Origin of the sequence: Streptomyces sp. CB02923 (genome assembly GCF_001905005.1) — a bacterium.
In the GTDB taxonomy this organism is placed as follows: Bacteria; Actinomycetota; Actinomycetes; order Streptomycetales; family Streptomycetaceae; genus Streptomyces.
In genome coordinates this window covers 1-24,876 of the sequence record NZ_LWKZ01000018.1, presented here as the reverse complement: position 1 = coordinate 24,876, position 24,876 = coordinate 1, and the positions used below count along the sequence as shown (strand labels likewise).

The window sequence follows — 24,876 nt, the reverse complement described above, 5'->3', positions numbered from 1 at the left end:
TCCGAGAAACAGCGCCTAGGTCGCACGCTTCGCTAGGGCTTCGGTCCTGAGCCAGGCAGATCGCGGCTTCCAAGTTGAGCAGTGCGGGATCGATACCGGTCCGGGCCGGGTAGAGCGCTGCCGCCTGGGTCTGCATACGTCGGGCGTGCGCTGTCTGGCCCAGAGCCGTGTATGCCCCGCTCAGGTACAGCAGGAAGCGCCGTTCTGGGAAGGCGAAGGCATCGGTCTCCGCTCCCGGAGCGCACCGGGCGAACATGTCCTGGGCATAGTGGATCGCGGCCTGGGCGCCAACCCGGTCGCCTTGTTGGGCCCGCGCTCGGGCTTCTGCGGCTGCGGCGAAACTGCCGGTGGCGGTCGGTCGCCCCCGGCAGATCAGTTTGGCCTCGTGGGCTAGCTGGATCGCCGCCGTGAGGGGGGCCGTAGTAGTACGGGAGCATCGCGGCCTGCGCCCTGACGCGGGCCCTGAGTTCGACATCTCCGCTGTCATCTGCGGCGTTGCGGGCCGTGTCGTACCAGGCGCGGGCGTGGGGGAGGTTTCCCAGCTTCATGAGCGAGTCAGCGACGAGCGTGGACAGCAGTGCTGTCATTCCGGACAGGCGGGCCTGCACCATCGCCGGCTGCCGGTCGGTGGTCAGCTCCTTGACTTCCTGTAGGTGCTGCAAGAGGACCTGGAGCATCGGGATGGGTGGCGTGTAGACGTACTGCTGTCGTGCCCACAGAAGGCGTTCGTCCAGCATGTCGAGCTGGTCGGTGCTGACGCTCGATGCGGCCAGCGACCGGTCGATCTGTCGGCGAATCAACTCGACGCCGTCCAAGAACAGCCCAGCCTGATGGCCCTGCGTGAAATCAGCTGGCACCGCGGTCTCTGCGACCGCGAGCGTTGAGACGTGGGGGTTCACCGGCAAGGGGGGCTCTTGCCCGAGTGCCAGCTCCAAGTCTCCCGGCTCGCACTCATATAGCCAGCAAAGCAACCCCACAGCCCCCTTGCGCGGCTTGTGGCTCCCCAGTTCCCAGAGCCGCAGCTGCTCGTCATCCGGCCGCGGTGCGTTGGGCCGATCGTTTCCGCATGATCTTGCAGCCGATCAGCGGCTTGCCGGAGGGTGAGCCCGCGTGCCAGGCGGTGCGCTCGCAGCTTGGTGACACCGCAGCACTCGTGAATGGCGAGAGCTGTTTGTCGGGCCGTCCATGCCTGCTGTGTCGCCAGTTGCCTCTGGCGCTTGGCACAGGACGGGCCGTGGGGTGCCGAGCGACCTGCCATCTGCCCACCTCCTCCTCGCTGAGCCCTCGGACAGCCTGATAGATGATCCAAAGCTGAGAGTCAACTATCCCTGATAGATCCCGCAGTTGAGTGCGAAAACCCTGATTTGCGGCGGCCAAGTCACGGTTCCGTGAGTTGCCTCGCTTGCCGAGCAGTCTGGGCCTGACGACTCTTGCATTTCTCGGTTCCCGGGACAGCTCTCCGATCGTGACGTCGGCATGTTGCGGCAGCCGACGTCACGGCGTTCCCCATCGCCCACCCGCTGCCGTGGCTGACACGCGTCAGATTCTGGAGACCAGCAGATGACCAGTGCCCACAGAGATCAGCAGCCCTCCATCCGTGCGCCACGAATGACGTCCGGGTGGAACCTGCCAGGTCCCTGCACCAGCCTGCTCGTACGACCGTCGTCCGGGGAGGGCGAGGGGCTGGACCTCAGCGAGATCAGGGCGTGGGGCCGGGTGTGTGCGGAGGCAGTCTGCCCGTACGCGGGCGCCTACGGGGACGCGGCGGAGCTGGTCACCTCGGAACTGGTCACCAACGCCCTGAAGCACGGGGCACGCGACGGCCAGCGGGTCGTCGTTGAGTTCCCCTCATCTCCATGGTCGTGGAAGATCCGGGTGCTGGACTCGTCCCCGAAGCCGCCCCGGGAAGTCGTGGCGCACGACGATGACGTGAGCGGGCGGGGCCTGTTCCTCGTGCACCACTTCGCCAGCCAGTACGACGGCCGTCTGGACGTGGAGATCACCGGCGACGGCAAGGCCGTCACCTGCACGCTCCCCATTCCAGCGCCCAGCCGTGCCGCCGAGGAGGCAAGCGCGTGATGCTCGGCTTCACCTGGGGACGTCCTCTGCGCACGGCTCGTCTGTCCCGGCCGGCGACTGCCTCCGTGGCCACCGACGGTACGGCCCCACCGCCCGAGGTCCCGCCGGTGTCCGTCAGCGGGCGCGGCATCAGCTTCGAGTGGGGCGAGCCGCTGGAGCAGCCCGATCGGGCGCAGCTGCTCACGTGGTGGGTGGGGCACGCGCAGTCGGCATCCGGGTGGCCAAGCAGCTACCTGGAGACGGACGACGGCCAGGCGGAGCACGTGACGCACGCCGTGGACTGGCTGTACCGCTCGCTGCGTCGGCTCGACGTGTCTGGAGACCAGCCGCTTCACCTGGAGCTGGAGAACTTACGGCAGGCCCGCGCCCGACAGCAGTACGCCGAATGCCTGTCCGGCCAGGGCTCGTTCCTCTCCGGCCCGCGCTCGTCCCTCACCATCAGCGTCGTCACGGACGACGGCGTGTGCCACGTGCTCGCGATCCGGTGCCGCGCCACCGTCGTGCCCACCTTCGCGCCGACCGCCGACAGGCCCGGGGCCGTGCTCGTCGGAGGTGCGGTGTGATGTGGTCGGAGGCGATCCGGCGCGGGCTGTGCTGGCTGGCCTGCAAGCCCTCACGCCCGCGCCAGGTCATCACCGGCCAGGACCGCCGTGATTTCACCGCCGGCGAGGTCGTCCGGGCCATGACGCGCCTCGGCTTCACCTGCCACCCCCTCCCCGAGGCCGCACCCGTAAGCGTCCTCAGCCCGCTCCAGCACGCTTCCGCGATGCTCGGCACTCCCCTACCTGCCTGACCGGGGAAATCGGGTACGAGCCGGTACCTGGAAAGCGTGTGGCCCGGCCGGAACGTACCGGCCGGGCCCACGCGGCTTGCAACGGGTTCCCGGCGCTCGCAGAACGTGGACGAATCCTAGGGAGAACGACGAGGTGTGTCCTCCGTGGCGTGAGGGGGCTCCCGGCCCGGGCGAAGGAGCGCCGCGGGCAGCAATCACGAAGCTTCTGCACACTGCCCGGCCCGCCTGTCTCAGGGCTCGGCCGGCGGGGTCGGCCCTTCGGCGGCGCGGCGGTATTCGGCGTTGATCCGCTGGGCTTCTTCGAGCTGGTCTTCGAGGATGATGATCCGGCAGGCGGCCTCGATGGGGGTGCCCTGGTCGACGAGCTCGCGGGCACGGGCGGCGATGCGCAGCTGGTAGCGGGAGTAGCGGCGGTGGCCGCCCTCGGAGCGAAGCGGGGTGACCAGGCGCGCTTCGCCGATGGCGCGGAGGAAGCCCTGGGTGGTGCCGAGCATCTCGGCGGCCCGCCCTATGGTGTACGCGGGGTAGTCCTCGTCGTCGATCCGGCCGTACGAGTCGTCTGCTGTCATTGAACCTCTTTCATGGAACGCGTCGAGGGGCCCGGATGCCGTCCTGGCACCCGGGCCCCGAAGGAACTGCTACACCATCTGCCGGCCTTGATGACGCGCCGGCCTACTGTGTCCGCTGGCCCGGCCGAAAGGCTGCCGGGGCTGCGGGGATCGCGGTTGCTTGACCGGAGACCACCTCACTATCGATGTCCTGCGGTACCCGGACCTCACACGTGCGCCCGGGCGATCCTGATGGCGATCGCTCCTCCGTCCTTCCCTCGTGATCAACTGCTGTGCTGCGTACTGCTCAGCGGCCTGGGACAGCGCCGCATTCCGGCAGTCGGCCCCGTCGCCCGTCCTGCGGCGGGAGGCTCACTGCCTTGCGTTCCGGTGCGCGCGCCTGCAGCCGACGCCTTCACCGGGGTGCTGCTCACGGTGGCCCCTGATCACTGCGGGCCGCCCGGTGCGGCCGTCAGCCCCGTCGCCGTCCTGCAACCGTGGCTTCGGGACTCCACCGCCGCACCGTCCTGCATGCTGCATGTGCGGGTCCTGCTGCCCAGCAGTTCGTCTCTGCCGGGCCCTGCGGTCTCTCTGGTTACGAGAGAAACCATAACCACACCACCACCCAATGTCTACTGCGGCCGACACAGATTTTTACGTGTTCGGAGGGAAGGCAATCGGCTTCGAACGGTGACGGGGCAGCGCACCGCCCGCACCACCGGAGTACTGGGCCGCAAGCCGGGCACACGCTCCAGACAGGCACGGCCGGCCATTGACGATCCAGGGACCAGGTGAGCTGACGGACACGGTGAGCGCCTGCGTCGCCCCCGCTCGCTCCGGGAATTCCGCCGCCGACGCCCGCCGGGACGCCCAAGCCTTCCTGGACGGCCTCCTGCCTCCGGTCGCGTCCGAGGCTGCCGGCACCGTGCTCCTGGCCGTCTCCGAACTCGTCACCAACGCCCTGCGCCACGCGGGCGGCACCTGGACCCTGGAGCTGACCGCGCACCCGGACGGCATCGAGGTGGCCGTGCACGACCCCAGCCCGCAGACGCCACGCCTGCGCACCCCCGACCTGAACGGCGGCACCGGAGGGTTCGGCTGGCCCCTGGTCAACCGCCTCGCCCGCACCACCGCGGTCACCCCCGGGCCGTCCGGCGGCAAGAGGGTCAGCGCCCTCCTCCCCCGGTAGCGCCGTCGCGGGCGGCCCCGCCGACCCCCTTGAGGCCGCTGAACGGAAAGCCGGCATACCAAGGCCCGCGAACCGTAGGCCCACCCGCGCGGTATGACTTCTCGTCCCCCGGTTGGCCCCGGGACTCGCCGGTGAACAATCTTTCTCAGCCGGGCGGCGGTCGGGCATTCCGCGCTGGTACGCCCTTGCCGCCCGGCCACGGCGAGGCCGGAACGTCGTGGCGAGAGTCGGGCTGACATGACGGCACTGCCAAGGGGAAGCCGGTGTTCATGGCGGTGGAGGATGCGCAGTGGGATGCCGTGTGGGAGCGGCTGGACAAGGCGCGTAAACATGCTGGTGAGCAGCGGCGGGCGGCGCGTGCGGTGATCGAGGAGACTCACCGACTGGTTGACGAGAACTGCGAGCTCAGGCGTCACCGCGTGCGCAGGGCCCCGATGTCGCCGGACGCCCGCGGACCGGCTTCTGCGGCTGGTGACGGCAGGCCGGGGCGCCGAGGCGGCGTGGCAGCAGATCCGGGACCGGGCGGCGGAGCCGGCCCTGTCCTCCCGAAACTGCCGCGAAGCGACAAGTAACTCAGCGTGTCGTTAGGGCTTTGGCTTCTGTGCGAGGTTCAGGAACCTCGCTGCCTGTGAGGGCGGCGAAGTCGTCGTGCGCCTGGGCGACGGCTTCGGGGTACGCCTCGCGCTTGGCGTGCTCGGCGAGCGCCCGGTAGATGCTGGCGACGGAGGGGTTCTGCCCTTTGCGCTTGCCAGTGGGAATGAATAGGTCGGGCAGGGGTCCGGCGAGCATCTCCAGGACCAGACCGTGAGCGGTGAGGTGGTCGGCGAGGACAGGGAGTTCGGCGGCGTCGCGGCCGAGGCGCTTCATCTCGTACACGGTGAAGATGACCCGGCAGTGCGGGGCGTGCGCCTTGACCTTCCGCGCCGTCCTCAGCGCCTCCTCGAAGTTCGGGCGGACCCGCACCCGGGTGCTGATCTTCTCGGTGAAGATCTTGTCCCTCGGGGTGCCGTGCTTGCTCAGAGCGTCCAGCTGCGAGTCGAGTTGCTGGCCGAGGGTCGAGCACCCTCGCGTACCCGATGCGTATGTCAGCGCTCGGCAGGTCCGGGTCGATCGGCGCCGTTGGGGGGGGCGGTACCCGTAGCGCCTTCTTCAGCCGGGGCAGCTGTGTGAAGCGGCGGGTGTCGTAGACGGAGGCGACCGCGCCGCCGAGCGAGCGGCACGGTGAGCCGGGCTGGGCGTCGCACTTCGGGCAGGCATGCTGCTCGACGTCTCCGGCGTCCGACCGGTCGGCCGGGGAAGGATGCTGAGGAGCCGTCATGGGCCCGGAATTTCAACCAAGGCAAGTCGCAGAAGGGGGCCCCGCATCAGTGCGCCCGGCTCGTCAGGGGACGCGACGAGGAGCGGCCGACGGGCCGGGACGCTGAGCAGCAAAGGCGGGAGTCCCCCGATCGCGCGGATCGGGGGACCTCACCAAGCGAGCCGACCCGGTGGACCGGGGTGGGCCCTGTTGCGGCTCCGGGCGCCTGGTGTCCGTTTTACGCGGCCGGGGTGAGTTCGGCGCGGCCGAACAGCAGGGCGTAGCCGGTGGGGAGCTGGTGGAGGATGCGGGTGATGAGGCCAGGGCCGGTGTGGGCGGCGACGGCCGCGAAGACGGAGCCGGTGTCCCACCGGGTGGTGGCCAGGGAGGCGCCGGTGCGGGCGGCGAGGTCCTTGACGAAGCCCCAGCCGGTCAGTGGCTGGGTGTCGGGGATCTGCGAGGTCAGGACACGTGCGGCCTCCCGGGGCAGGCAGGCGGCCAACTCGACGCGTTCGTCGCCGGTCAGCTGTCGTCCCAGCCCCGAAAGGACCAGGCGGACGGCTTCCTCTGCTCGCTCGCGGGTGGGGTAGGCGCCTTCGTAGCGGACCTTCTCCAGCATCTGCTCATACGCCGTCCCGTACGGCTGCTGGCGCTCAAGCGGTGCGCGCACGTCGGTGATCACTGGGGTGCATGCCTTTCGTCAAGCCAGGGTGGGATGGTGCCGGTGTCAGGCACCGGTGGTCAGGTGGGCTGGGGGCGGCCGAAGAGGAGGTCGTAGCCCGCGGGGAGCTGGAGCAGGATCTGCCCCAGCAGGTCATCGCCGGCCGTATCGGCGACCGTGGACAGCACGGCGCTGACGTCCCAGGTCACGGTCTGCTCGGTGGCACCCTCGATCCAGGCCGCGGTCGCCCGGACGAACCGCTCCGTCGGCAGCGGTTCGGCGCTCTGGAGCGGGTTGAGCAGGATCAGGGCGAATTCCTCCGGCAGGCATGCCGCGAGCTGCGCGCGGACTTCGCCGACCAGGTGCGCGCCGAGCAGGGCGAGCACCACGCGGGCCGCGCGTTCGGCTTCCTCGACAGTGCCGTACTTGCCGCGTTCCTTGACGTGGTCGAGGAACGCTTCGCGTCGCAGAGTCATCTCGGCCGCCACCCCTTCTTGTTCCTCAAACTGCCCACGGGGTGCGGAGGGCGGGATGGAGGGGGAGATCAGTTGCCCGTCCTCCGCACCTGTCCGGCCGGGTCAGCCGGAGATCTCCTTGTGGCCGGTCCCGACGCCGACGGAGATCTTGCGGGGCTTGGCGCGCTCGGCGATCGGGATGCTCAGGGTGAGCACGCCCGCGTCGTAGTCGGCCTTGATGTGCTCGGTGTCGAGGGTGTCGGCGAGCACGATCTGGCGGGAGAAGACGCCCAGCGGCCGCTCGGACAGCTCCATCTGCACCTCGTCGGCCTTCGCCACCGGCCGTCGCTCGGCCTTGACGGTGAGCATGTTCCGCTCGACGTCGATGTCGATCGCGTCCGCGGTGACACCGGGAAGATCGAAGGCCACCACGTACTCGTCACCCTCGCGGTAGGCGTCCATCGCCATCGCCGACGGCTTCGACCAGGTACCCGGGCCCACCAGCTGTTGCGCAAGCCGGTCCAGCTCACGGAAGGGGTCAGTGCGCATCAACATCGTGAAAACACCTCCAGCAGGTTCAGGCAGTTGCTGCCAATGCGCTGCACTGACACTGTTGTAACATGTCATCCAATGGATGACAAACAAGATGTCGTCTACCTGATGACAGCCCTAGGGAGGTGCCCGTGACCCCGACCGACCAGCCGTCCACGACCGGTACCGACGCCCACAGCCCAGCGTCATTCCTCGCCGCCGCGGCGGCCCTCAACGCCATAGACGACGCCTTGCGCGAGGCCCAGCAGGAGGCCCCGAACGCTTTCGATGCCGGGCCGGGCCCGGAGCAGGCCCTGGCCTCGTTGTCGCTGCTACGGCAGGTCCGCGAGCGGCTCGCCGGATGGGAGACCGGCCTGATCGAAACGGCCCGTGACGCGGGCGCCAGCTGGGCCGACCTCGCCCCGCCCCTCGGCGTCGCCAGCCGCCAGGCCGCCGAGCGCCGCTACCTGCGCGGCCGCCCCGGCCCTGCCGGGACCACCGGCGAACAGCGCGTGACGGCCACCCGCCAGGCCCGCGCCGCCGACCGCACCACCGCCGCCTGGGCCCGCCGCAACGCCGCCGACCTGCGCCGTCTCGCCGGACAGATCACCGCACTCACCGATTTGCCCGCCGCGGCCCGCCGCTCGCTCAGCGAAATCCACGCGGCCCTCGCCAACGACGATCCCGCCGACCTCATCGCACCCTTGACTACCGCCCGCCCCCACTTGGCCGCCGCCCACCCCGATCTCGCTGCCCGGCTCGACACCCTCACAGCCCCGTAGTACGAGTCAACGATCCAGCCGCCCGCCGGCGACGCCGGGCCTGGGGTCTTCAGGATGCCGACCTGGCCGAACTGGCCGCCGCCGACCGTGCGGATTCCGCCTCGGGCGAAGTGCGGGGGCTCGGCAGCGCGGCCACTGCGGCGACGAGGTCGAGGTGGGAGCCCATGTCCAGCTCGAACCGGCCGTAGGAGGCGTGCGGGTCCTGCGGCTGGCGGAGTGCGTCGTAGTGCACATCGCGGTTGTCCTCGAAGTCCGGCGGCAGATCGTCCTCCGGATTCCGCCACCGGTTCACCCCCGACACCCAGAACTTTCTGCCGCCGCAGCACGTCCCGCAGCGAGACGAGCACACACAGCTCGTACGGGATGCGCTCGGCCCGACCGCGCTCGTCCACCACCGCCTTACGCCACTCCTCGCGCACCACACCCGCGAGCGGGATCTTCTCCGCCTCGTCGAAGAACGCGCCTTCCTTGGCGATGGGCTGGCCCAGGTACCGCTTGAGCAGAACGATCGCGTCCATCACCGGCCGGTAGGCGGTGTTGTTGCACTTCAGCTTCAACGCGCCCTGCAGCGGTGAGAGCATCCGCCGCCAGTGATCGGAGTACGACGAGCGCAGCACCGTACGCACCCGGGCCCGGTAGCGGGCCTCGTTCGCCACCGCCTCCGCCGCCAGCGCCTTCAGTGTGGACTCCCCGGCCACCGGATAGATCACCTTGCAGACCGTGCCGCCCGGCTCCGCCACGGCTGCCTCAGCCAGTCGCAGCAGGATGCCCTCCTTGCCCCGGACCCGCTTCATCGCCTTGTTGAACTCGCCCTCGACCTTCTTCTCCGCCCGCGTGTTGATCTTCTGCACGAGCTGGATGAACAGCTCAACCAGCGAATCGGCGATCGCCGTCTCCCGCACACGGCACAGCGTGGACAGCAGCGTGTAGCGCACGGGGCCCGCCACCGCTCGCAAGTCCGAGGGGTACTCCTTCGACGCCCGTGCTCGCCAGGCGGCGACCAGCTTCTGCGACACGTCCCCGAACAGCTCCGGCGGCAGCTCCAGCGCCCGCACCCGCTGGAGCTTGTTCACCTCCGCCAGGAGGCTGTCCAGCCCCGGCGCGCCCGGGTCGGCCTTCAGCCCGGTGAAACGTGCTCCCGCCGCCCGCGCTGTCCTCACTCGCGCCGGCGTCCTCGTCGATCAGATCGTCCAGCCGAGACCGTGTCGCTGCGGACAGCCGACCCACCGTGGCCGGCGGCGGCGATGCGGGACAGCAGCGTGGTGCCGGCGGCGGTGTCGGAGACGCTCGCTGCGGTCACCAGCACGATCAGCAGCAGGCCGGGCGTGTCGCACCCGAGGTGGCGCTTGCCCCCGATGATGCGTTTGCCCGCGCCCGTGCCCTGGCCCTTCCGGCGGACGTCGGCGGAGATCTTGATGGTCTGGGAGTCCAGCACGCACGCGGAGGGTTCGCCGCCGCGACCCTCGGCCGCGCGGGCCAGGCGCCGCAGCAGCCCGGTGAACTCCTCGAAGACGCCGTCCTGCTGCCAGGCGGCGAAGTAGCGGTAGGTGGTGCGCCAGCGGGGAAGCCGTGGGGCTGGTAGCGCCGGGGCGATCGCATGGAGCGCGGCGTAGGCAACGTCGACACTCCGCGCGGCACGCCGGCCCCCGCCAGCAGGTGCAGGCGACATTGCCTGCCCTCCCCCGCACGGCTACCTCCACCCGGGGAACCCGCGGCGGTGCACCGGGCCCCCGCTGGGGGATGCCCATGTGATGTGTCGGGCCGTCTGCTGGGGTCCGTCAGGGGCGGTCACCGCCAGGGCACCGACTGACCCGCTACCGGACGAGGCCCCTCGGGGCCCGCGGAGCGGACCAGGTTGCCCGCCTGTTCTCGGTGCTCGTGCACGAGGCGGATCACCATGGCACCCTCACCGGTCGCCGAGGCCACGCGTTTGACCGAACCGCTTCGGACATCGCCGGCGGCGAAGACCCCGGGAAGGGTGGACTCCAGCAGCATCGGATCGCGGCCCAGCGAAGCCCACTGATGCGCGTCGGCCACCGCCTGGGCGTCGGCGCCGGTGAGGACGAAGCCCTTCTCGTCCAGGGCCAGCACGCCCCTGAGCCACTCCGTGCGCGGCCGGGCCCCGATGAACACGAACAGCGCCGCGGCCCGCAGCGTGTGGCGCTCACGGCTTGCGTTGTCCTCCACTGTCAGCGACTCCAGCTTCTCCGCCCCACCGATGCCCCTTACTTCGGTGTGGAGCAGCACCTCGATCCTGGGGTGCTGCTCCACCTGATCCACCAGGTAGCGCGACATGTCCGCGTTGAGATCGCCGCCCCGGACGAGGAGATAAACCTGGGAAGCGTGGTTGGCGAGGAACAGCGCCGCCTGCCCGGCGGAGTTCCCACCGCCGACCACGGCGACCGGATCCGCCCGGCAGAGACTGGCCTCGTGGACCGTCGCCGCGTAGTAGACGCTGATGCCTTCCAGGCGGTCGAGGCCGGGCACTTCGAGCCTGCGATACCACACGCCCGAGGCGAGCACCACGGCGCCCGCCCGCACCCTGGACCCGTCGGTGAAGGTGACGACGTACTCGTCGTCCTGCGGGCTGAGCCCCGTGACCTGGGCCGGCACCATGAGGCGGGCACCGAACTTGTGGGCTTGGAGCACCGCGCGTTCGATGAGCTCGCCGCCGGAGATGCCCGACGGGAAGCCGAGGTAGTTCTCGATGCGGGACGAGGTAGCGGCCTGGCCTCCGGTGGCCACCGCGTCGACAGTGACCGTGGTGAGGCCGTCGGAAGCGCCGTACACGGAGGCGGCGAGTCCCGCGGGGCCCGCACCGACCACCATCACGTCGCACCGTCCGGTATCGGACGAGGGGACGGGGGCGGGCAGCCCGATGAGCCGGGCGAGTTCGGCGTTGCTCGGATTGCGCAGCACCCGCTCGCCCTGCCAGAGGACCACCGGGGTCTCCTCGGGTCGGATCGAGAACCGACGCAGCAGCGCATCAGTCTCCTTGTCCTTCTCCAGATCCACCCACCGGTGGGGCAGCCGGTTGCGGGCGGCGAACTCACGCAGCCGCAACGTGTCCGGTGAATAGCACGAACCCAGGATCCGGAAGCCGGCACCGAGGCCGATGAGCAGATACCTGCGGCTCAGATAGGCGCGGAGGATCAGGTCACCGAGGACGGGGTCGCCGTCGACCAGGGCGCGTTGCTGCTCCACCGGCACGGCCAGGATCTCGCCGGCCTGTCGCACCACGGCCGTGTCGAACGCTGCCTGGCCCTCCAGCAGCCCGAGTTCACCGAGGAACCCGCCGGGCCCCTGCACAGCCACTGTGCGCTCGTCGGGCCCACCGTGGTCGTGGAGTATCTCGACGGTTCCGCTGAGGATCGCGAGGAACTCGCGGAACGGCCGGCCCTCGCGGTACAGCACCTCGCCCTCGGCGGTCCTGCGGCGTTCACCGTGCGCGGTGAGGTCCTGGAGCTGCTCCGGCGTCAGACGCGGGAACGCCCCGTACCGGTCAGGTGTCTCGCGGACCGCACCGTGCTTGTGCTCGGCGGTGCTCATCAGACCAGGGCCTCGTCCACGAAGCACCAGCGCCAGTCCTCTCCCGGCTGGAAGGACTGCACGATGGGGTGACCGGTGCTCCCCGCGTGCCGTCTGGCGTGTTTGAGGGGCGATGAGTCGCAGCAGCCGACGTGTCCGCAGGTGAGGCAGAGGCGCAGGTGCACCCATGGGGAATGCTCCTTGAGGCACTCCTCGCAGCCCTCCGGCGTACGCGGCGTCACTGGGCGCACCATCGCCAGGTGCGGGTCGGGAATCGTGGCCATGAGGGTTCTCCTTGCGTGATTGGGATACTCAGCCGCAGCACCGTCGTGCTCTCCCTTCTGCAGTGGGTTACCGGCCCGCCATCGCCTGCTCGACCCAGGTGCGCAGAACGTGCGCGGGTGCCGCGCCGGCCTGCCGGGCGACCTGCTCGCCCTGATCCAGGACGAGGAGGGTCGGCACGGCCTGCACTTCGAATCTGCGGCTGAGCTGTGGGTTCTTGTCGACGTCGACCTTGACGAGCTTGATCCGTCCGGCGAGGTCGCGGGCGACCTGTTCGAGGGCGGGGCTGACCATGCGGCAGGGGCCGCACCAGGTGGCCCAGAGGTCGACGACCACGGGCACGGAGGCGCGCTCGGCGATCTCGGCGAAGTCGTCGTCGTCGGCATCCACGAGCCAGGGCAGGGGCTGCTTGCAGTGGCCGCACCTGGGCCGTCCCTCGGCGGCCACCGGAATCCGGTTGCCGCGCCCGCAGTTCGGGCAGGTCACCGTCGTCGTCCGGGTGGTGTTCACGCCGCCCTCGCTTCCCGGGCCCCCTCCTGCTGGTCGTAGGTGACAACCAGCTCTCCGTGCTCGGTGTCGACGCGCACCGTCGCGCCGTCCTGGACGTCCCCGCGCAGCAGGGCGCGCCCGACCAACGTCTCGACCTCGTGGGAGATGTAACGCCGCAGCGGCCGGGCCCCGTATACCGGGTCGTAGCCCTGGTGGGCGATCAGCTTCCGCGCGGCGTCGGTGAGTTCGACGGTGATGCGGCGCTCGGCGAGCCGCTGCCGCAGCTCGTCGAACTGCAGCTCCACGATCCGCTCGATCTGCCGCTCACCGAGCGGCTTGAACAGCACGATGTCGTCGACGCGGTTGAGGAACTCCGGACGGAAGTGTCCGCGCAGCTCGCCCATCACCAGGGCGCGGGCGTCGGGCTCGATCTCACCCTCGGCGGTGGCGCCGTCGAGTAGGTGCTCGGAGCCGATGTTGGACGTCATGATGATCACGGTGTTGCGGAAGTCGACGGTGCGGCCCTGAGCATCGGTGATACGGCCGTCATCGAGGATCTGCAGCAGAGTGTTGAAGACATCGGTGTGCGCCTTCTCGATCTCGTCGAACAGCACGACCGAGTACGGCTTGCGGCGTACGGCCTCGGTGAGCTGGCCGCCCTCCTCGTAGCCGACGTATCCGGGCGGTGCACCCATGAGCCGGCTGACGGTGTGCCGCTCCTGGTACTCGCTCATGTCGAGGCGGACCATGTTCTCCTCGGAGTCGAACAGGGCCCGGGCGAGGGTCTTGGCCAGCTCGGTCTTGCCGACGCCGGTGGGCCCGAGGAAGATGAACGAGCCGATGGGGCGGCGGGGGTCGCGGATGCCGGAGCGGGCGCGGATGATGGCGTCGGCGACGAGCTTGACGGCCTCGTCCTGGCCGATGACGCGCTCGCGCAGGATCTCGTCGAGGCGCAGCAGTTTCTCGCGTTCGCCTTCCTGGAGGCGGGCGACGGGGATGCCGGTCCAGGCGGCGACGATCTCGGCGATCTCCTCCTCGGTGACGACCTCGCGCAGCAGCCGGTTCTGCCCCTGTTTGGCGGCCAGTTGCTCCTCCTCCGCGGCGAGCCGGCGCTCCAGGTCCTGGAGGCGGCCGTAGCGGAGTTCGGCGGCGCGGTTGAGGTCGTAGGCGCGTTCGGCCTCCTCCGCCTCGTGGCGGACCTGCTCCAGTTCCTGGCGCAGCTCCTGCACGCGGCGGATTGCCTGTCGTTCGGCGTCCCACTGGGCGTGTTTGGCGTCGGCCTCGCCGCGCAGGTCGGCCAGTTCCTTGCGCAGCTCCTCCAGGCGGGCCTTGCTGGCGGGGTCGGTCTCCTTGGACAGGGCCGCTTCCTCGATCTCCAGGCGGGTCACCCGGCGGGTGATCTCGTCGAGTTCGGCCGGCATGGAGTCGATCTCGGTACGCAGCCGGGCGCACGCCTCGTCGACGAGGTCGATGGCCTTGTCGGGCAGGAACCGGTCGGTGATGTAGCGGTGGCTGAGGGTGGCCGCGGAGACCAGCGCGGTGTCCTGGATCTTCACTCCGTGGAAGACCTCCAGGCGTTCGCGCAGTCCTCGCAGGATGGAGATGGTGTCCTCCACGCTCGGCTCGTCGACCACCACCTGCTGGAAACGGCGCTCAAGGGCGGCGTCCTTCTCGATGTGCTTGCGGTACTCGTCGAGGGTGGTGGCGCCGATCATGTGGAGTTCGCCGCGCGCGAGCATCGGCTTGAGCATGTTGCCCGCGTCCATGGCGCCTTCGGCGGCACCCGCGCCGACGACGGTGTGGAGTTCGTCGACGAAGAGCAGGATGCGTCCCTGGGCGGCCTTGACCTCGCTGAGCACGGCCTTGAAGCGTTCCTCGAACTCACCGCGGTACTTGGCCCCGGCGACCAGGGAGCCCATGTCGAGGGCGAACACGGTCCTGTCGCGCAGCCCTTCGGGCACGTCGCCGCGGACGATGCGCTGGGCGAGACCCTCGACGATGGCGGTCTTGCCGACGCCGGGGTCGCCGATGAGGACCGGGTTGTTCTTGGACTTGCGGCTGAGGATCTGGGTGACGCGGCGGATCTCGGCGTCCCGGCCGATGACCGGATCGAGGCTGCCGTTCCTTGCCTCGGCGACGAGATCGCGGCCGTACTTCTCCAGAGCCTCGTAGGCCACTTCGGGGTTGGCGGAGGTGACGCGCTGGTTCCCGCGGACCTGGGTGAGCGCGCTCAGGAACGAGTCCCTGGTGACGCCGGCCTCCTTGAGCAGACGCCCGGCGGTGGTCGACGAGCCCTCTTCCGCCAGGGCGAGCAGGAGGTGCTCCACGGACACGTACTCGTCCTTGAGGCGTTTTGCCTCCCGTTCGGCGGCATCGAGCAGGCGGGCCAGACGCTGGGTGACGAAGACCTGGCCGGGGGCCGCGCCGGGGCCGGTGACCCTCGGGCGGCGGGAGAGTTCCTCGCGCACGGCCGCGCGCAGTTCGTCCGGCTCGGTACCGGCTTGGTGCACCAACCGCGGGACCAGACCGTCCTCCTGATCGAGGAGCGCGAGCAGCAGGTGTTCCCCGTCGACCTCGGTCTGCCCCAGGCTGACGGCCGCACTTTGGGCTTCCTGGAGGGCTTCTTGGGACTTCTGGGTGAGACGATTCATGTCCATGGGGGGTTTTCACTCCTCGTGCCGCGCCCTCGCAGGGCGGCTTCGAGCAGGCTGATGCGATCGAGCAGGTCGAGCACCAGGCCGATCGAGGCGTAGTTGAGGCAGAGTCCGGAGCGCAGCCGCTGGATGCGGGCGAGCACCGCCGGGGCCGTGGGGTCGAACATCAGCTGCCCCGCGGCGTCGCGGTCGGCGTCGACCAGTCCGAGGGCGACAAACCTGCGGATCAGGACGGGGTGGAGGCCCGAGCGACGGGCCACGGTGTCCAGGGAGAGTCTGCGGAGGGGCACGAGCGCGTACCGGACGGCCGTCGCGGCGGTCAGGCCGGTACCCGTTCGTACCGGACGGTCGCCCATGCCGGCCCGGCCGATGCCTGCCGCTCCCGCGGCTCGGTCGTTCATCGCGTCCTCCTGGGGTCGAAGGAAGAGGTGGCGGCGAGCTCCTCGAACAGTTCGCGCTCCCGGTCGCTCAGGGTGGGCGGCACCATGACGCGGAGTTCGGCGTACAGGTCGCCGTCGGCGCCGCGCGGATTGGGCATCCCCTCGCCGCGCAGCCGCAGTCGCCGACCGCTGGGCGAGCCCGCGGGCACTGAGACCTTGGCCGTGCCGCCGCCAGGGGTGGGCACGGGCACGGTCGCACCGAGGGCCGCTTCCCAGGGGGTGACGGGGACCTGGACGTGGACATCTCGGCCGTCCAGCCGGAACTGTGGGTGGGGCTGGATACGCACCCGCAGGTACAGGTCGCCTCCGGAGGCGTCACCACTGCCCTGACCACCCTCCCCCGCCAGCCGGATGCGCTGTCCGTCGGTGACGCCCGGCGGCACGTTGACCTCGTACCGCCGCGGCTGCCCGGTGGGCCCGGCGAGCGTGACGGTGCGACGGCCGCCCTTGAAGGCATCCTCCACGGTGAGCGGCAGCTCGGCCTCCTGGTCGGCTCCCGGTACACCGCCGCGGGCGGCACCCGCTCCGAAGAGCGAGCCGAGCAGGTCCTCGATGTCGACACCCTCTGTTGCGAAGTCGTCGCCGAAGCCGGTGGCGTACCGGCCTCGGGGGCCGCCCGCGCCCGCGGTCCTCCGGGCGCGGAAGCCGCCGCCCGCCCCGGCCGCGGCCCGTTCGTCGAAGTCCTCGGGGATCTTGCGGAAGTCCTCGCCGAAGCGGTCGTAACGGGCACGGGTCTTGGGATCCGACAGGACGCTGTGCGCCTCGTTGAGGTTCTTGAAGCGCTCCTCCGCTCCCGGGTCCTTGTTGACGTCGGGGTGATACTTGCGGGCGAGCCGACGATATGCCTGCTGGATCTCGTCCTGGCTCGCGGTCCGCGACACGCCCAGTACCTCGTACAAGTCCTGTGCCATGACCGGTCACTCCCGCTTCGCGACCGTCACGGCGGCGGGCCTGAGCTGATGTTCGCCGTCCCCGTAGCCCGGACGCAGCACGTCGACGACCGTGCCCGGCGAGGTGTCGGGGTCCTGGACGACGCCGATCACCTCGTGCCGGGCGGGGTCGAACGCGACGCCGGTCTCCGCGTGTCGCGGGTAGCCGAGCAGTTCGAGAACGTTCACCGCTTGGTCGCGAACCGCGTGGACGCCCTCCACAATGGCACCGGGATCGGCGCCGGCATGGTTCAGGGCGAGTTCGAGGTTGTCCAGGACAGGCAAGAAGGCGGCGGCCGTCCGGGAACGCTCGGTCTGCCGTTCCCGCTCCAGTTCCCTGGCGTGGCGCTTGCGCAGGTTGTCGAGGTCGGCGAGCGCGCGACGCCAGCGGTCCTCCAGTTCCTTGAGTTCGGCCGTGTACTCGTCCTCGGACGGTGCCGGGCCGCCGTCGGCCGCGCCGAGGCCGGGTTGCTCGTCCGTGGCAGGCCCCCGCCCCGTCGGCGGGCCCGAGCGTGGCGGAACGCCGGGAAGAGGACCTTCGGCGTCCTGCGCAGCCGGACCGGTGGAGTCGGGTACGGCCGGGTCGGGCTTCTCGGGGTGGATCGGCATGGCGGTTCCTCAGTCCTTGTCGAACTCGGCGTCGATGACGTCGTCGTCACCGTCACTGCCGCTCGAGGGACCGCCCGTGGTGGCGCCCTGCCCAGCGCCACCCGTGTCGGCGGCGCCCTGGTGGGCCGCCAGCCCCGCCAGCAATTGCTGGAGTTCGGAGGTCAGCGGCCGCACGCGCTCGACGCCCGCCTCTTCCTTGACGGCCGCCCGGGCATCGGACACGAGCATCTCGGCGCGTGCCTTTTCGTGCGCGGGGGCCGTGTCGCCCAGTTCCGTGAGGCGCTTCTCGACCTGGTAGGCGACGGCGTCGAGCTCATTGCGGGCGTCGACGGCCTCGCGGAGTGCCTGGTCCTGGCCCTGGTTCCGCTCGGCCTCCTGGACCATGCGTTCGACCTCACTGCGGTCCAGGTTGGAGCTCTCGCTGATCGTGATGCCCTGTTCCTTGCCGGTGTCCCGATCGCGGGCCGTGACGTTGAGAATCCCGTTGGCGTCGATGTCGAAGGTGACTTCGACCTGGGGCTCGCCCCGCGGCGCCGGCCGGATGTCGGTGAGCTGGAACCGCCCCAGCACCCGGTTGTCGGCGGCCAGCTCGCGCTCGCCTTGGAGTACGACGATGTCGACAGCGGGCTGGTTGTCCTCGGCGGTGGAGAAGGTCTCGGAGCGGCGCACCGGGATGGTGGTGTTCCGCTCGATGATCTTCGTCATCACGCCGCCGCGTGTCTCGACACCCAGCGACAGAGGAGTGACATCGAGCAGCAGGACGTCCTTGACCTCGCCCTTGAGCACCCCGGCCTGGATCGCGGCCCCCAAGGCCACGACCTCATCGGGGTTGACGCTCATGTTGGGGTCCTTGCCGCCGGTCAGCCGGCGCACGAGGGCCTGAACAGCGGGGATGCGGGTGGAACCGCCGACGAGGATGACCTCGTCGATGTCGCTCTCGCCGACCTTGGCATCGGTCATGGCCTGCTGGACCGGTCCGAGGCACCGGTCCACCAGGTCGCTGGTGATCTGTTCGAAGGTGGACCGCATGATCGAGTCGGTGAGATGTTTGGGGCCCGCGGCGTCGGCGGTAATGAACGGCAGGCTGACCTGCGTCTGTGTCACCGAACTCAGCTCGGTCTTGGCCTTCTCCGCCGCCTCGAACAAGCGCTGCAACGCCTGCGGGTCCTGGCGCAGGTCGATGCCGTTCTCCTTCTGGAAGTCGTCCGCGAGGTGATCCACCAGACGCCGGTCGAAGTCGTCGCCGCCCAAGTGGCTGTCACCGGCGGTGGAGCGCACCTCCACCACGCCGTCGCCGACGTCGAGGATGCTCACGTCGAAGGTCCCGCCGCCCAGGTCGAAGACGAGGACGGTCTCGTGCTGCTGCTTGTCCATGCCGTAGGCGAGGGCTGCGGCTGTCGGCTCATTGATGATCCGCAGCACCTCCAGCCCGGCTATCCGACCGGCGTCCTTGGTGGCCGTGCGCTGGGCGTCGTTGAAGTAGGCGGGCACCGTGATGACCGCCTCCGTGACCCGTTCCCCCAGCTGTTTGGAGGCGTCCTCGGTAAGTTTGCGCAGCACCTGGGCGCTGATCTCCTCAGGCGCGTACAACTTGTCGCGCACCTGGAAGCGGGCCTCCCCGCCGTCACCCTCGACGACGTCGTACGCGACCGCCCTGGCCTCGTCAGAGACCTCATCGAAGTGCCGGCCGATGAACCGTTTGGCCGAGTAAATGGTCCCCTTGGGGTTGAGAATCGCCTGGCGCCGGGCCATCTGGCCCACCAGACGCTCGCCGGTGTCGGTGAAGGCCACTACGGACGGTGTCGTGCGGTTGCCCTCGCTGTTGGGCACCACGGACGGCTCGCCGCCCTCCCACACGGCGATCACCGAGTTCGTGGTACCCAGGTCGATACCTACTGCCTTGCCCATGAGAAATCTCCTCCCGGTGCGGCGGTCCTGCGCCGACTCTCCGGATCACGTTCGTTCAGGTACGAGTGGAATCTCCGCCAGCGGTACGCAGCGGACCGAGCAGCCGTACAGCCTCGTCGGCGACCGCCTCGTCCGCGACGACCTCGTACCGGCTCGGCTGCAGCGAGCTGAGCGAGGCGAAATCCCGGCGACCGCCCTGCAGCGCGTGCAGCAGCACGCCGAACAGCGCACCGACGATCGCTCCGAAGATCAGCCCGTACACGGCGAGGAGCAGTGCGGAGACGACGGGGTCGAGCCAGTTCACCAGGCCGAAAAGCCAGCCGATCAGGACACCGGGGAGCGCACCGCTCGCCGCTCCGTGAAGCGCGGCCCTGCCGTAGTCCATCCGGCCGGTCACCTGCTCCACCATGCGCACGTCCTGACCGATGATCGCCACCCTTTCCACGGGAAACCCCTGGTCAGAGAGATGGTCAACAACGCGTTCGGCTTCCTCGTACGTCTTGCACGAGGCAACCGCCCTGTGAGGTTGCTCGGTCATCACCCGGTCCTTCCTGCCGATGCCCGCGGAGGCTGCCAGACCCTGCCCAGGGTCGCTGGCCGGACGGCTTCGCGCCTGCCCCTGACGAGTCAGAAGTGCACGGACCTGGTAACCCCGCGAGTATGAGAAGGAAGAATCTGGGCATCTCGGATGAGCCGCCCCGAGTGGGCAGGCGTGCAGACGATCGCCTCCCCGGAGCTCCGGGGAGAACGGAGTGATCCCATGGCCAGCAGCCGGTCACACGACGTCTACGGCCCCTGCCCCGACTGGGCAGGCAGCCCTTCGCCGGGCAGCGCCGGGCGGCACCCCACGGATGCACGGAGACAGCTGCGCCCGTCCACCACGAGCCCGGTCGACGATGCCCTCCACGAGCTGGTGTCACTTTCCCGCTCCCTGCTCGAAGCCCCGAACGAAGGCGAGATCCTGCGCCTGGCCATGCACCACATAGGCGCCGCCGGGCCATACAGCGCCGAAGCCGGATACCTCGAGGTGGACGGTGACCTGGCCCCCAGTCCCAGGAACGGTCAGACCCATGCCGCAGCCATGGACCGAAGGGTTCGGGAACTGGAGGGGCTGGACGGCCCTGTGACCGTCCCCGGCAGGCCCTGGGGCTGGGCCCTGGGGCTGCGCGGGCTGGAGAGACTTCACGGCTACCTTGTGGTGACGTCCCGAACCCGCCCGACGGTGGCCCAGCGATCCCAGCTCTCCATGCTCGTCCGGCACACCGCTGCTGCTCTTTCCATCGCTTTCGCGCAGCGCCGCCAACGCGAGGACGCGGTGGAGCTCCACCGGGTCAGGGAGGAACGCGCAACTCTTCAACAGCAGCTGATCTCCGTGGTGGCCGAGCTGAGGTACCAGCGGGCCCTTCACGCGCTCATGGCCGACATCGCCGCCTCTGGCGGCGGCGAGGAGGCCGTCACCCGCGCACTGCATGAGCTCACCGGACTTCCGGCGCTGGTCGAAGACCGCTTCGGACGGCTGAAGGCATGGTCAGGTGCCGGCCGACCCGACCCCTACCCGGAACCGGACCCCGCCCGCCAGAACGACACGCTGCACGCCGTCGCCCAGGAGGTCGGGCCCGTACGGATAAAGGACCGGCTGATCGCTCTGGTCCGCCCACATGGCGAGATCCTGGGCGTGCTGGCCCTGGTCGACGCCCTGCGTGAGGCCGACGAACACACCGTGTTCGCGCTGGAACACGCAGCCGCGTTGCTCTCCATGGAGCTGGCGCACCTGCGCAACCTGGCCGAAGTGGAGCTGAGGCTGCACCGTGAGCTGGTCGACGACCTCCTGGCAGGGACGGACACCGCGAGCGCCTACGCCCGGTCCGAGGCCGTCGGACACGACCTGCACCGCAGCCACTACGTCGTCGTCGTGAAGTGGTCGAAGCGGACCGCGGACGACTCGTTCGCCCGGACCGTGGGCCGGGCGGCCTCTGCCGTCGGCATGCACTCGCTGCTGACCCGACGCGCCGACCACGTCGTCCTGGTCGCCGACGACAGGCCGCACGCTCGCGCGCTGCACGAGGCGCTCGCCCGGGAAACCGGCACACGGTCCGGGACGATCGGGGTGAGCGCCCCTTCCGACTCCGTGCCCGACATCCCCCGCCGCTATCAGGAGGCGCAGCGCGCCCTCGAAGTGCGCCTCAATTCCCACGAGCGGTACGGCACGACCTTCTTCGACGAGCTCGGCCTCTACCGCATCCTGGAACCTGGCGCCGACCATCAGGAACTGGAGACGTTCGTCCACGAGTGGCTCGGGCAGCTCATCGACTACGACTCCCGACATCACTCGGCCATGGTGGAGACCCTCTCCGAGTATTTCGACTGCGGCGGCAACTACGACGAGGCCGCCGCATCCCTCGCGATCCACCGCAGCACGCTTCGCTATAGGCTGCGGCGCATCCGCGAGATCAGCGGCAACGACCTCGCGAACGTCGAAGACCGGTTGAACCTCCAGGTGGCGACCCGAGTGTGGAAGATCGTGCTGGGCAGATCCGGCTGATGCCTCTTACAACAGCTGTGCTAGAAGATCGCTGAAGATCTTGCCTGGTCAGCGGGTGTTCCAGGGGGCAGCGCTCCTGCTGTCAGGGGGTGGCGGGGGCGATGGTCCAGGTGCCGTCAAGGTGGGTGAGTCCGAGGTTGATCAGTCGGCGGAGGTTGAGGGCAGCGGCCCGGGTGTGGAGCCAGGTGTTGTTTTTGAGGGTGCCGACGTAGCGCAGGCGCCGGTTGCTGTGGGCGACGAGCCAGGCGACTGCGCGTTCGACCGGTGGTCTCCAACGCCGGTACTGAGCCTGCCAGTGGGTGTCGGTGGCGGGCGGCGGCTTGCTGGTCGTGGTGGGGTCGGATCGCGATGATCCGGCCTCGTTTGGCGGTGGTGCACCTTGGCCGCAGCGGGCAGCTGGCGCACAGCACCCCGAAGTGGGCCCTGCGTTGAAGGTTTGGCTGGGTGGGGCCGTGAAGCGGGGCGGTGTGGCCGGCCGGGAAGGTCACGGTTGCGGCGGTGGTGTCGATCCGGAAGTCGTCGAGGGTGAACCCGCCGGGCACGGGGCCCTTCAAGGGGGCGGGCTTGCAGAACACCTGGTGGCCGGCCTCGGCCAGGGCGGCCCTGTAGTTCTGCCCGGAGTAGGCGGTGTCGCCGAAGACGTGCAGGCTGGCTGTCTCCTGCGCCAGCAGTTCCAGCGCGACCGTGCCCTCGGTGTGGTCGGTGCCGCTGCCGGGGCGGAGCGCGACCGCGGTGAACAGCCCGGTTTCCGGTTCGATGGCGAGGTGGCCCTTGAATCCGTCCGTGTGGCCATGGGTGGTCTTGTGGATGTGCCGGGACTCGGGGTCGACGGTGGAGAGCGCGCGGTCGGGGGCAGTGCGGTGAGCGATGCGCCAGCGCCCGTCGCTTCCGTCACTGTCGTCGCCGGGCTCCACGTCTTGCCCGGCGACCAGGGCCAGGATGCCGACCGCGTTCGCGGCCTTCTCGCCCAGGTTCTGTTCGGGCAGGTGGGCCATGGCCTGGAGGGCGTCGGTGACCAGAGCGTCGACGAGTTCGGCCCGGGCCTTCTCGTCGTCCCAGGCGATCTTCGGCTTGCCGGGGCCGGCGAGGTAGTCGTGCCCGGTGCACCGGGCCGTCACGGTCTCGGTGCCGCCGGGGACCTCGCGGGCGATGCGGCGGATGGCGGAGATGAGCTGGGTGACGGTGTCCTGGGTGGCCACCGCGTCCTGGAAGACGGTGGAATCCAGGGCCCGCCGGTGGCAGCCGCTCAGGATCCCGGTGGCCTGGACAACCTGGCGCACGGCGGTGAACACGCGGTGCGGATCGCGCGAGTGCTGCAGTCGGCGCCGGAAGTACGTCAGCAGCGAGGCGTGGAACCCGCCATCCAGCAGTCCGAGTCCGCACGCGGCCTTCCACCGCAGGTCGCACCGGAGTTCCTGGACGGCCTCCATGTCCGACAGGCCGTTCAGGACCTGCAGCAGCACCACCGTGGACAGCACCTGCGGCGGATAGCTCGGCCGCCCGTTGGACGACGGATACATGTCCGCGAACATCCCCGCTGGGAACAAAGCATCCCTGTACTCGGCCAGGAACGCGAACACACTCCCCTCCGGGATCAACTCCCGGCAGGTTTCCCATACATCGGGCCCGACCGGATCCCCGGCCCACTCACCCTGCATACCCACCAGACTGGCCCCGGACCGCGTGATCCAGGACCAGAACAGCCGAACATTTTCAGCGATCTTCTAGTAGGGCTCCGTTAGGTCTGTCTCGGTCTTGGTGTCGTGTGTGTCCTGGTGGGCAGGCGCTAGTGGCAGGTGGTGCAGACACCGGTCCAGCACCTCAAGACGTCCTGGAGGGCGTCGAGGGCCTGGTAGAGGGTGAGACCGGTGCGGGCACTTTTGGGGCAAGGCGCTGCTCGGTGAGGAAGGCGTGGGCGGCCGTCACGAGGGGGTCGTGGTGGTGCCAGCCCGGCCAGGACCGGCCCTCGAAGTGATCCAGGCCCAGGCCGTGTTTGAATTCGCGTTAGTCGTGCTCGATGCACCGGCGGACCTTGGCCGGACGGACCAGGTCGGCAAGGGGAGTGTCGGCGGACCGGTTGGACAGCCAGTAGTCCGTCGGTACGTCGGCGTCGGCGAGCCATTCGATCAGCAGCCAGCAGGCGGGCAGGATCCCGTCCCACCAGCCCTGTCCGGCCGAGGCAGCGGCTCGGACCGGACGCTCCACGGCTTTGCCGGCCGGGCGAACGCGCACGGCTGCGAAGCGGGAGCGTAATTCCCCTCGCGAGCCGTTCCGCCAGTTAAGAGGGATGAATGCCTCCGGTCCGAGGCCGGCTGCCAGGGCTGCCACCGGCGGTGCGGCCTGCCGGTAACGCGGCTGGGGCCAGCAGCCGATGGGCCCGTTGCGGGCCGGGGCCACGGGCTTCGCACCGAAGGGGTGAGCACTCACATCCGAGCGGACGGACAGGACGTAGGCCAGTCCGCGCTCGGACAGCGCGGTCCGCAGACAGGCGTTGGTGCCGAAGGCGGCGTCGGCCACCACGAGCGGCGGGGTTGTGCCCCAAAAGGCGAGGGTGTCGAGCATGTCCAGGGCCAGACGCCACTTCTCGCGGTGCGTGGCCTCAGGCGGGGTGAGGGTGACGGCCCGGCGGTCGGTGTCCGAGGACCTCTCCTTTGGCAGGTACAAGCGCCACTGCAGCGGGCAGGAGGCAGTGGCGGTCGCGGCGTGGACGGTGACCGCGACCTGGCAGTTGGCCCGTTTGCCCAAGGCGCCGCAGTACGGCGGCGCCACCGCGACCGACATCCTCCCGTCCTTGGGCACCGACACATCGTCGATCTCCCAGGCCACCCTGTTGATCAACGACAGCATCCGCTCGGCGACCCGTCGCTGCACCGGCAGGGGATCCCACGTCGACTGCTTCACGAACTGCTGCAGGTTCTGCTCGTTGCCGTCCGGCAACCGCGCGGCCATCGCCTGGATCGACTTGCGGCGGCCGTCCAGCATCAGCCCCCGCAGATAGCAGTCACCCTTGGCCCGCTGGTTCTTGCGCGGCACCGACGCGAACACATCAGCGACGTACAACGCCAACGCCGTCCGGACACGCTGTATTTCATGTGCATCCACACACCCAACATGCCCCCGGGTAAGCCCGGCAGGGAGACCTAGGAGCTGTTTCTCGGAT

At 69.8% G+C, this 24,876-nt stretch carries 21 protein-coding genes and 5 pseudogenes; 7 read left to right on the top strand and 19 right to left on the bottom strand.

Going from position 1 to position 24,876, the window contains the following annotated elements:
• Positions 1-653 precede the first annotated feature (653 nt).
• The 4 genes and pseudogenes from A6A06_RS41785 to A6A06_RS18500 form a co-directional block, all read left to right on the top strand.
• A complete protein-coding gene (locus A6A06_RS41785) occupies positions 654-884 on the top strand; it encodes a hypothetical protein (RefSeq protein ID WP_199930979.1) in 231 nt (76 codons plus the stop codon).
• A gap of 724 nt (positions 885-1,608) precedes the next feature.
• A complete protein-coding gene (locus A6A06_RS18510) occupies positions 1,609-2,079 on the top strand; it encodes an ATP-binding protein (RefSeq protein ID WP_073762413.1) in 471 nt (156 codons plus the stop codon).
• Complete coding sequence (locus A6A06_RS18505) at positions 2,076-2,642, top strand: hypothetical protein (protein ID WP_199930978.1); 567 nt, start codon at positions 2,076-2,078, stop codon at positions 2,640-2,642. Before A6A06_RS18510 ends, A6A06_RS18505 begins: the two co-directional genes overlap by 4 nt.
• 62 nt (positions 2,643-2,704) lie before the next feature.
• Positions 2,705-2,872 (top strand): annotated as a pseudogene (locus tag A6A06_RS18500) (SCO5918 family protein); the annotation flags it as partial.
• 230 nt (positions 2,873-3,102) lie between these two features.
• Here the strand turns inward: A6A06_RS18500 and A6A06_RS18495 are convergent.
• Positions 3,103-3,441, bottom strand: coding sequence for a MerR family transcriptional regulator (locus A6A06_RS18495; RefSeq protein ID WP_073762410.1), 339 nt, complete (start codon positions 3,439-3,441; stop codon positions 3,103-3,105).
• Positions 3,442-4,192: 751 nt separating this feature from the next.
• Here A6A06_RS18495 and A6A06_RS18490 point away from each other — a divergent pair.
• Positions 4,193-4,609 carry an ATP-binding protein gene (locus A6A06_RS18490; RefSeq protein ID WP_079194115.1) on the top strand — a complete coding sequence of 139 codons (417 nt, stop codon included), beginning with the start codon at positions 4,193-4,195 and terminating at the stop codon, positions 4,607-4,609.
• Between the two features lie 573 nt (positions 4,610-5,182).
• Here the strand turns inward: A6A06_RS18490 and A6A06_RS42825 are convergent.
• The 5 genes and pseudogenes from A6A06_RS42825 to A6A06_RS18470 form a co-directional block, all read right to left on the bottom strand.
• Positions 5,183-5,629 (bottom strand): recombinase family protein, encoded by a 447-nt coding sequence (locus A6A06_RS42825; protein WP_242440808.1) that lies wholly within the window; start codon positions 5,627-5,629, stop codon positions 5,183-5,185.
• Positions 5,630-5,804: 175 nt separating this feature from the next.
• Positions 5,805-5,927, bottom strand: a pseudogene (locus tag A6A06_RS43945) (zinc finger domain-containing protein); the annotation flags it as partial.
• 217 nt (positions 5,928-6,144) lie between these two features.
• Positions 6,145-6,588 carry a DUF2267 domain-containing protein gene (locus tag A6A06_RS18480; RefSeq protein ID WP_073762409.1) on the bottom strand — a complete coding sequence of 148 codons (444 nt, stop codon included), beginning with the start codon at positions 6,586-6,588 and terminating at the stop codon, positions 6,145-6,147.
• Positions 6,589-6,647: 59 nt separating this feature from the next.
• Entirely contained in the window at positions 6,648-7,043 is a 396-nt protein-coding gene (locus tag A6A06_RS18475; RefSeq protein WP_073762415.1) for a DUF2267 domain-containing protein, read from the bottom strand.
• 102 nt (positions 7,044-7,145) lie between these two features.
• The gene (locus A6A06_RS18470) at positions 7,146-7,577 is read right to left on the bottom strand and encodes an Hsp20/alpha crystallin family protein (RefSeq protein ID WP_073762408.1); all 432 of its coding nucleotides are present in this window, start codon (positions 7,575-7,577) and stop codon (positions 7,146-7,148) included.
• 128 nt (positions 7,578-7,705) lie between these two features.
• Between A6A06_RS18470 and A6A06_RS18465 the strand changes: the two genes are divergently transcribed.
• On the top strand, positions 7,706-8,335 hold the full coding sequence (locus tag A6A06_RS18465) for a type III effector protein (RefSeq protein WP_073762407.1): 630 nt from the start codon (positions 7,706-7,708) through the stop codon (positions 8,333-8,335).
• A 49-nt stretch (positions 8,336-8,384) separates the two neighbouring features.
• Here A6A06_RS18465 and A6A06_RS41780 read toward each other — a convergent pair whose 3' ends face one another.
• From A6A06_RS41780 to A6A06_RS18410, 11 genes and pseudogenes are all read right to left on the bottom strand, one after another.
• Complete coding sequence (locus tag A6A06_RS41780; protein ID WP_199930977.1) at positions 8,385-8,627, bottom strand: hypothetical protein; 243 nt, start codon at positions 8,625-8,627, stop codon at positions 8,385-8,387.
• A gap of 945 nt (positions 8,628-9,572) precedes the next feature.
• Positions 9,573-9,925, bottom strand: a pseudogene (locus tag A6A06_RS42470) (transposase); the annotation flags it as partial.
• Positions 9,926-10,123: 198 nt separating this feature from the next.
• Positions 10,124-11,884, bottom strand: a complete 1,761-nt coding sequence (locus tag A6A06_RS18450; protein ID WP_073762406.1) for an FAD-dependent oxidoreductase — start codon at positions 11,882-11,884, stop codon at positions 10,124-10,126.
• The gene (locus tag A6A06_RS18445) at positions 11,884-12,147 is read right to left on the bottom strand and encodes a UBP-type zinc finger domain-containing protein (protein WP_073762405.1); all 264 of its coding nucleotides are present in this window, start codon (positions 12,145-12,147) and stop codon (positions 11,884-11,886) included. Before A6A06_RS18445 ends, A6A06_RS18450 begins: the two co-directional genes overlap by 1 nt.
• 67 nt (positions 12,148-12,214) lie before the next feature.
• Positions 12,215-12,655, bottom strand: a complete 441-nt coding sequence (gene trxA / locus A6A06_RS18440) for a thioredoxin (protein WP_073762404.1) — start codon at positions 12,653-12,655, stop codon at positions 12,215-12,217.
• Entirely contained in the window at positions 12,652-15,291 is a 2,640-nt protein-coding gene (gene clpB, locus A6A06_RS18435; RefSeq protein WP_073762403.1) for an ATP-dependent chaperone ClpB, read from the bottom strand. Before clpB ends, trxA begins: the two co-directional genes overlap by 4 nt.
• On the bottom strand, positions 15,282-15,689 hold the full coding sequence (locus A6A06_RS18430) for a chaperone modulator CbpM (protein WP_073762402.1): 408 nt from the start codon (positions 15,687-15,689) through the stop codon (positions 15,282-15,284). The genes clpB and A6A06_RS18430 overlap by 10 nt, the downstream gene beginning before the upstream one ends.
• Positions 15,686-16,639 carry a DnaJ C-terminal domain-containing protein gene (locus tag A6A06_RS18425; RefSeq protein WP_073762401.1) on the bottom strand — a complete coding sequence of 318 codons (954 nt, stop codon included), beginning with the start codon at positions 16,637-16,639 and terminating at the stop codon, positions 15,686-15,688. The genes A6A06_RS18430 and A6A06_RS18425 overlap by 4 nt, the downstream gene beginning before the upstream one ends.
• A 6-nt stretch (positions 16,640-16,645) precedes the next feature.
• Positions 16,646-17,266 carry a nucleotide exchange factor GrpE gene (locus A6A06_RS18420; protein ID WP_073762400.1) on the bottom strand — a complete coding sequence of 207 codons (621 nt, stop codon included), beginning with the start codon at positions 17,264-17,266 and terminating at the stop codon, positions 16,646-16,648.
• 9 nt (positions 17,267-17,275) lie between these two features.
• Positions 17,276-19,174 (bottom strand): molecular chaperone DnaK, encoded by a 1,899-nt coding sequence (gene dnaK, locus A6A06_RS18415; protein WP_073762399.1) that lies wholly within the window; start codon positions 19,172-19,174, stop codon positions 17,276-17,278.
• 55 nt (positions 19,175-19,229) lie between these two features.
• On the bottom strand, positions 19,230-19,712 hold the full coding sequence (locus tag A6A06_RS18410) for a general stress protein (protein WP_073762398.1): 483 nt from the start codon (positions 19,710-19,712) through the stop codon (positions 19,230-19,232).
• A 222-nt stretch (positions 19,713-19,934) separates the two neighbouring features.
• On the opposite strand from A6A06_RS18410, the gene A6A06_RS18405 reads away from it, so the two are divergent.
• A complete protein-coding gene (locus tag A6A06_RS18405; RefSeq protein ID WP_079194114.1) occupies positions 19,935-21,716 on the top strand; it encodes a PucR family transcriptional regulator in 1,782 nt (593 codons plus the stop codon).
• Positions 21,717-21,798: 82 nt separating this feature from the next.
• Here A6A06_RS18405 and A6A06_RS18400 read toward each other — a convergent pair.
• Positions 21,799-23,374 (bottom strand): annotated as a pseudogene (locus A6A06_RS18400) (IS1182 family transposase).
• A 163-nt stretch (positions 23,375-23,537) separates the two neighbouring features.
• Positions 23,538-24,818 (bottom strand): annotated as a pseudogene (locus tag A6A06_RS18395) (IS701 family transposase).
• Positions 24,819-24,876 lie beyond the last annotated feature (58 nt).

Coding starts and splice junctions, on each gene's coding strand:
- A6A06_RS18510 (WP_073762413.1), top strand. CDS start 1,609: ATGACGTCCGGGTGGAACCTGCCAGGTCCCTGCACCAGCCTGCTCGTA.
- A6A06_RS18495 (WP_073762410.1), bottom strand. CDS start 3,441: ATGACAGCAGACGACTCGTACGGCCGGATCGACGACGAGGACTACCCC.
- A6A06_RS18430 (WP_073762402.1), bottom strand. CDS start 15,689: ATGAACGACCGAGCCGCGGGAGCGGCAGGCATCGGCCGGGCCGGCATG.
- A6A06_RS18405 (WP_079194114.1), top strand. CDS start 19,935: ATGGCCAGCAGCCGGTCACACGACGTCTACGGCCCCTGCCCCGACTGG.
- clpB (WP_073762403.1), bottom strand. CDS start 15,291: ATGGACATGAATCGTCTCACCCAGAAGTCCCAAGAAGCCCTCCAGGAA.
- A6A06_RS18445 (WP_073762405.1), bottom strand. CDS start 12,147: ATGGCCACGATTCCCGACCCGCACCTGGCGATGGTGCGCCCAGTGACG.
- A6A06_RS18475 (WP_073762415.1), bottom strand. CDS start 7,043: ATGACTCTGCGACGCGAAGCGTTCCTCGACCACGTCAAGGAACGCGGC.
- A6A06_RS18410 (WP_073762398.1), bottom strand. CDS start 19,712: ATGACCGAGCAACCTCACAGGGCGGTTGCCTCGTGCAAGACGTACGAG.
- dnaK (WP_073762399.1), bottom strand. CDS start 19,174: ATGGGCAAGGCAGTAGGTATCGACCTGGGTACCACGAACTCGGTGATC.
- A6A06_RS18470 (WP_073762408.1), bottom strand. CDS start 7,577: ATGTTGATGCGCACTGACCCCTTCCGTGAGCTGGACCGGCTTGCGCAA.
- A6A06_RS18450 (WP_073762406.1), bottom strand. CDS start 11,884: ATGAGCACCGCCGAGCACAAGCACGGTGCGGTCCGCGAGACACCTGAC.
- A6A06_RS18425 (WP_073762401.1), bottom strand. CDS start 16,639: ATGGCACAGGACTTGTACGAGGTACTGGGCGTGTCGCGGACCGCGAGC.
- A6A06_RS18420 (WP_073762400.1), bottom strand. CDS start 17,266: ATGCCGATCCACCCCGAGAAGCCCGACCCGGCCGTACCCGACTCCACC.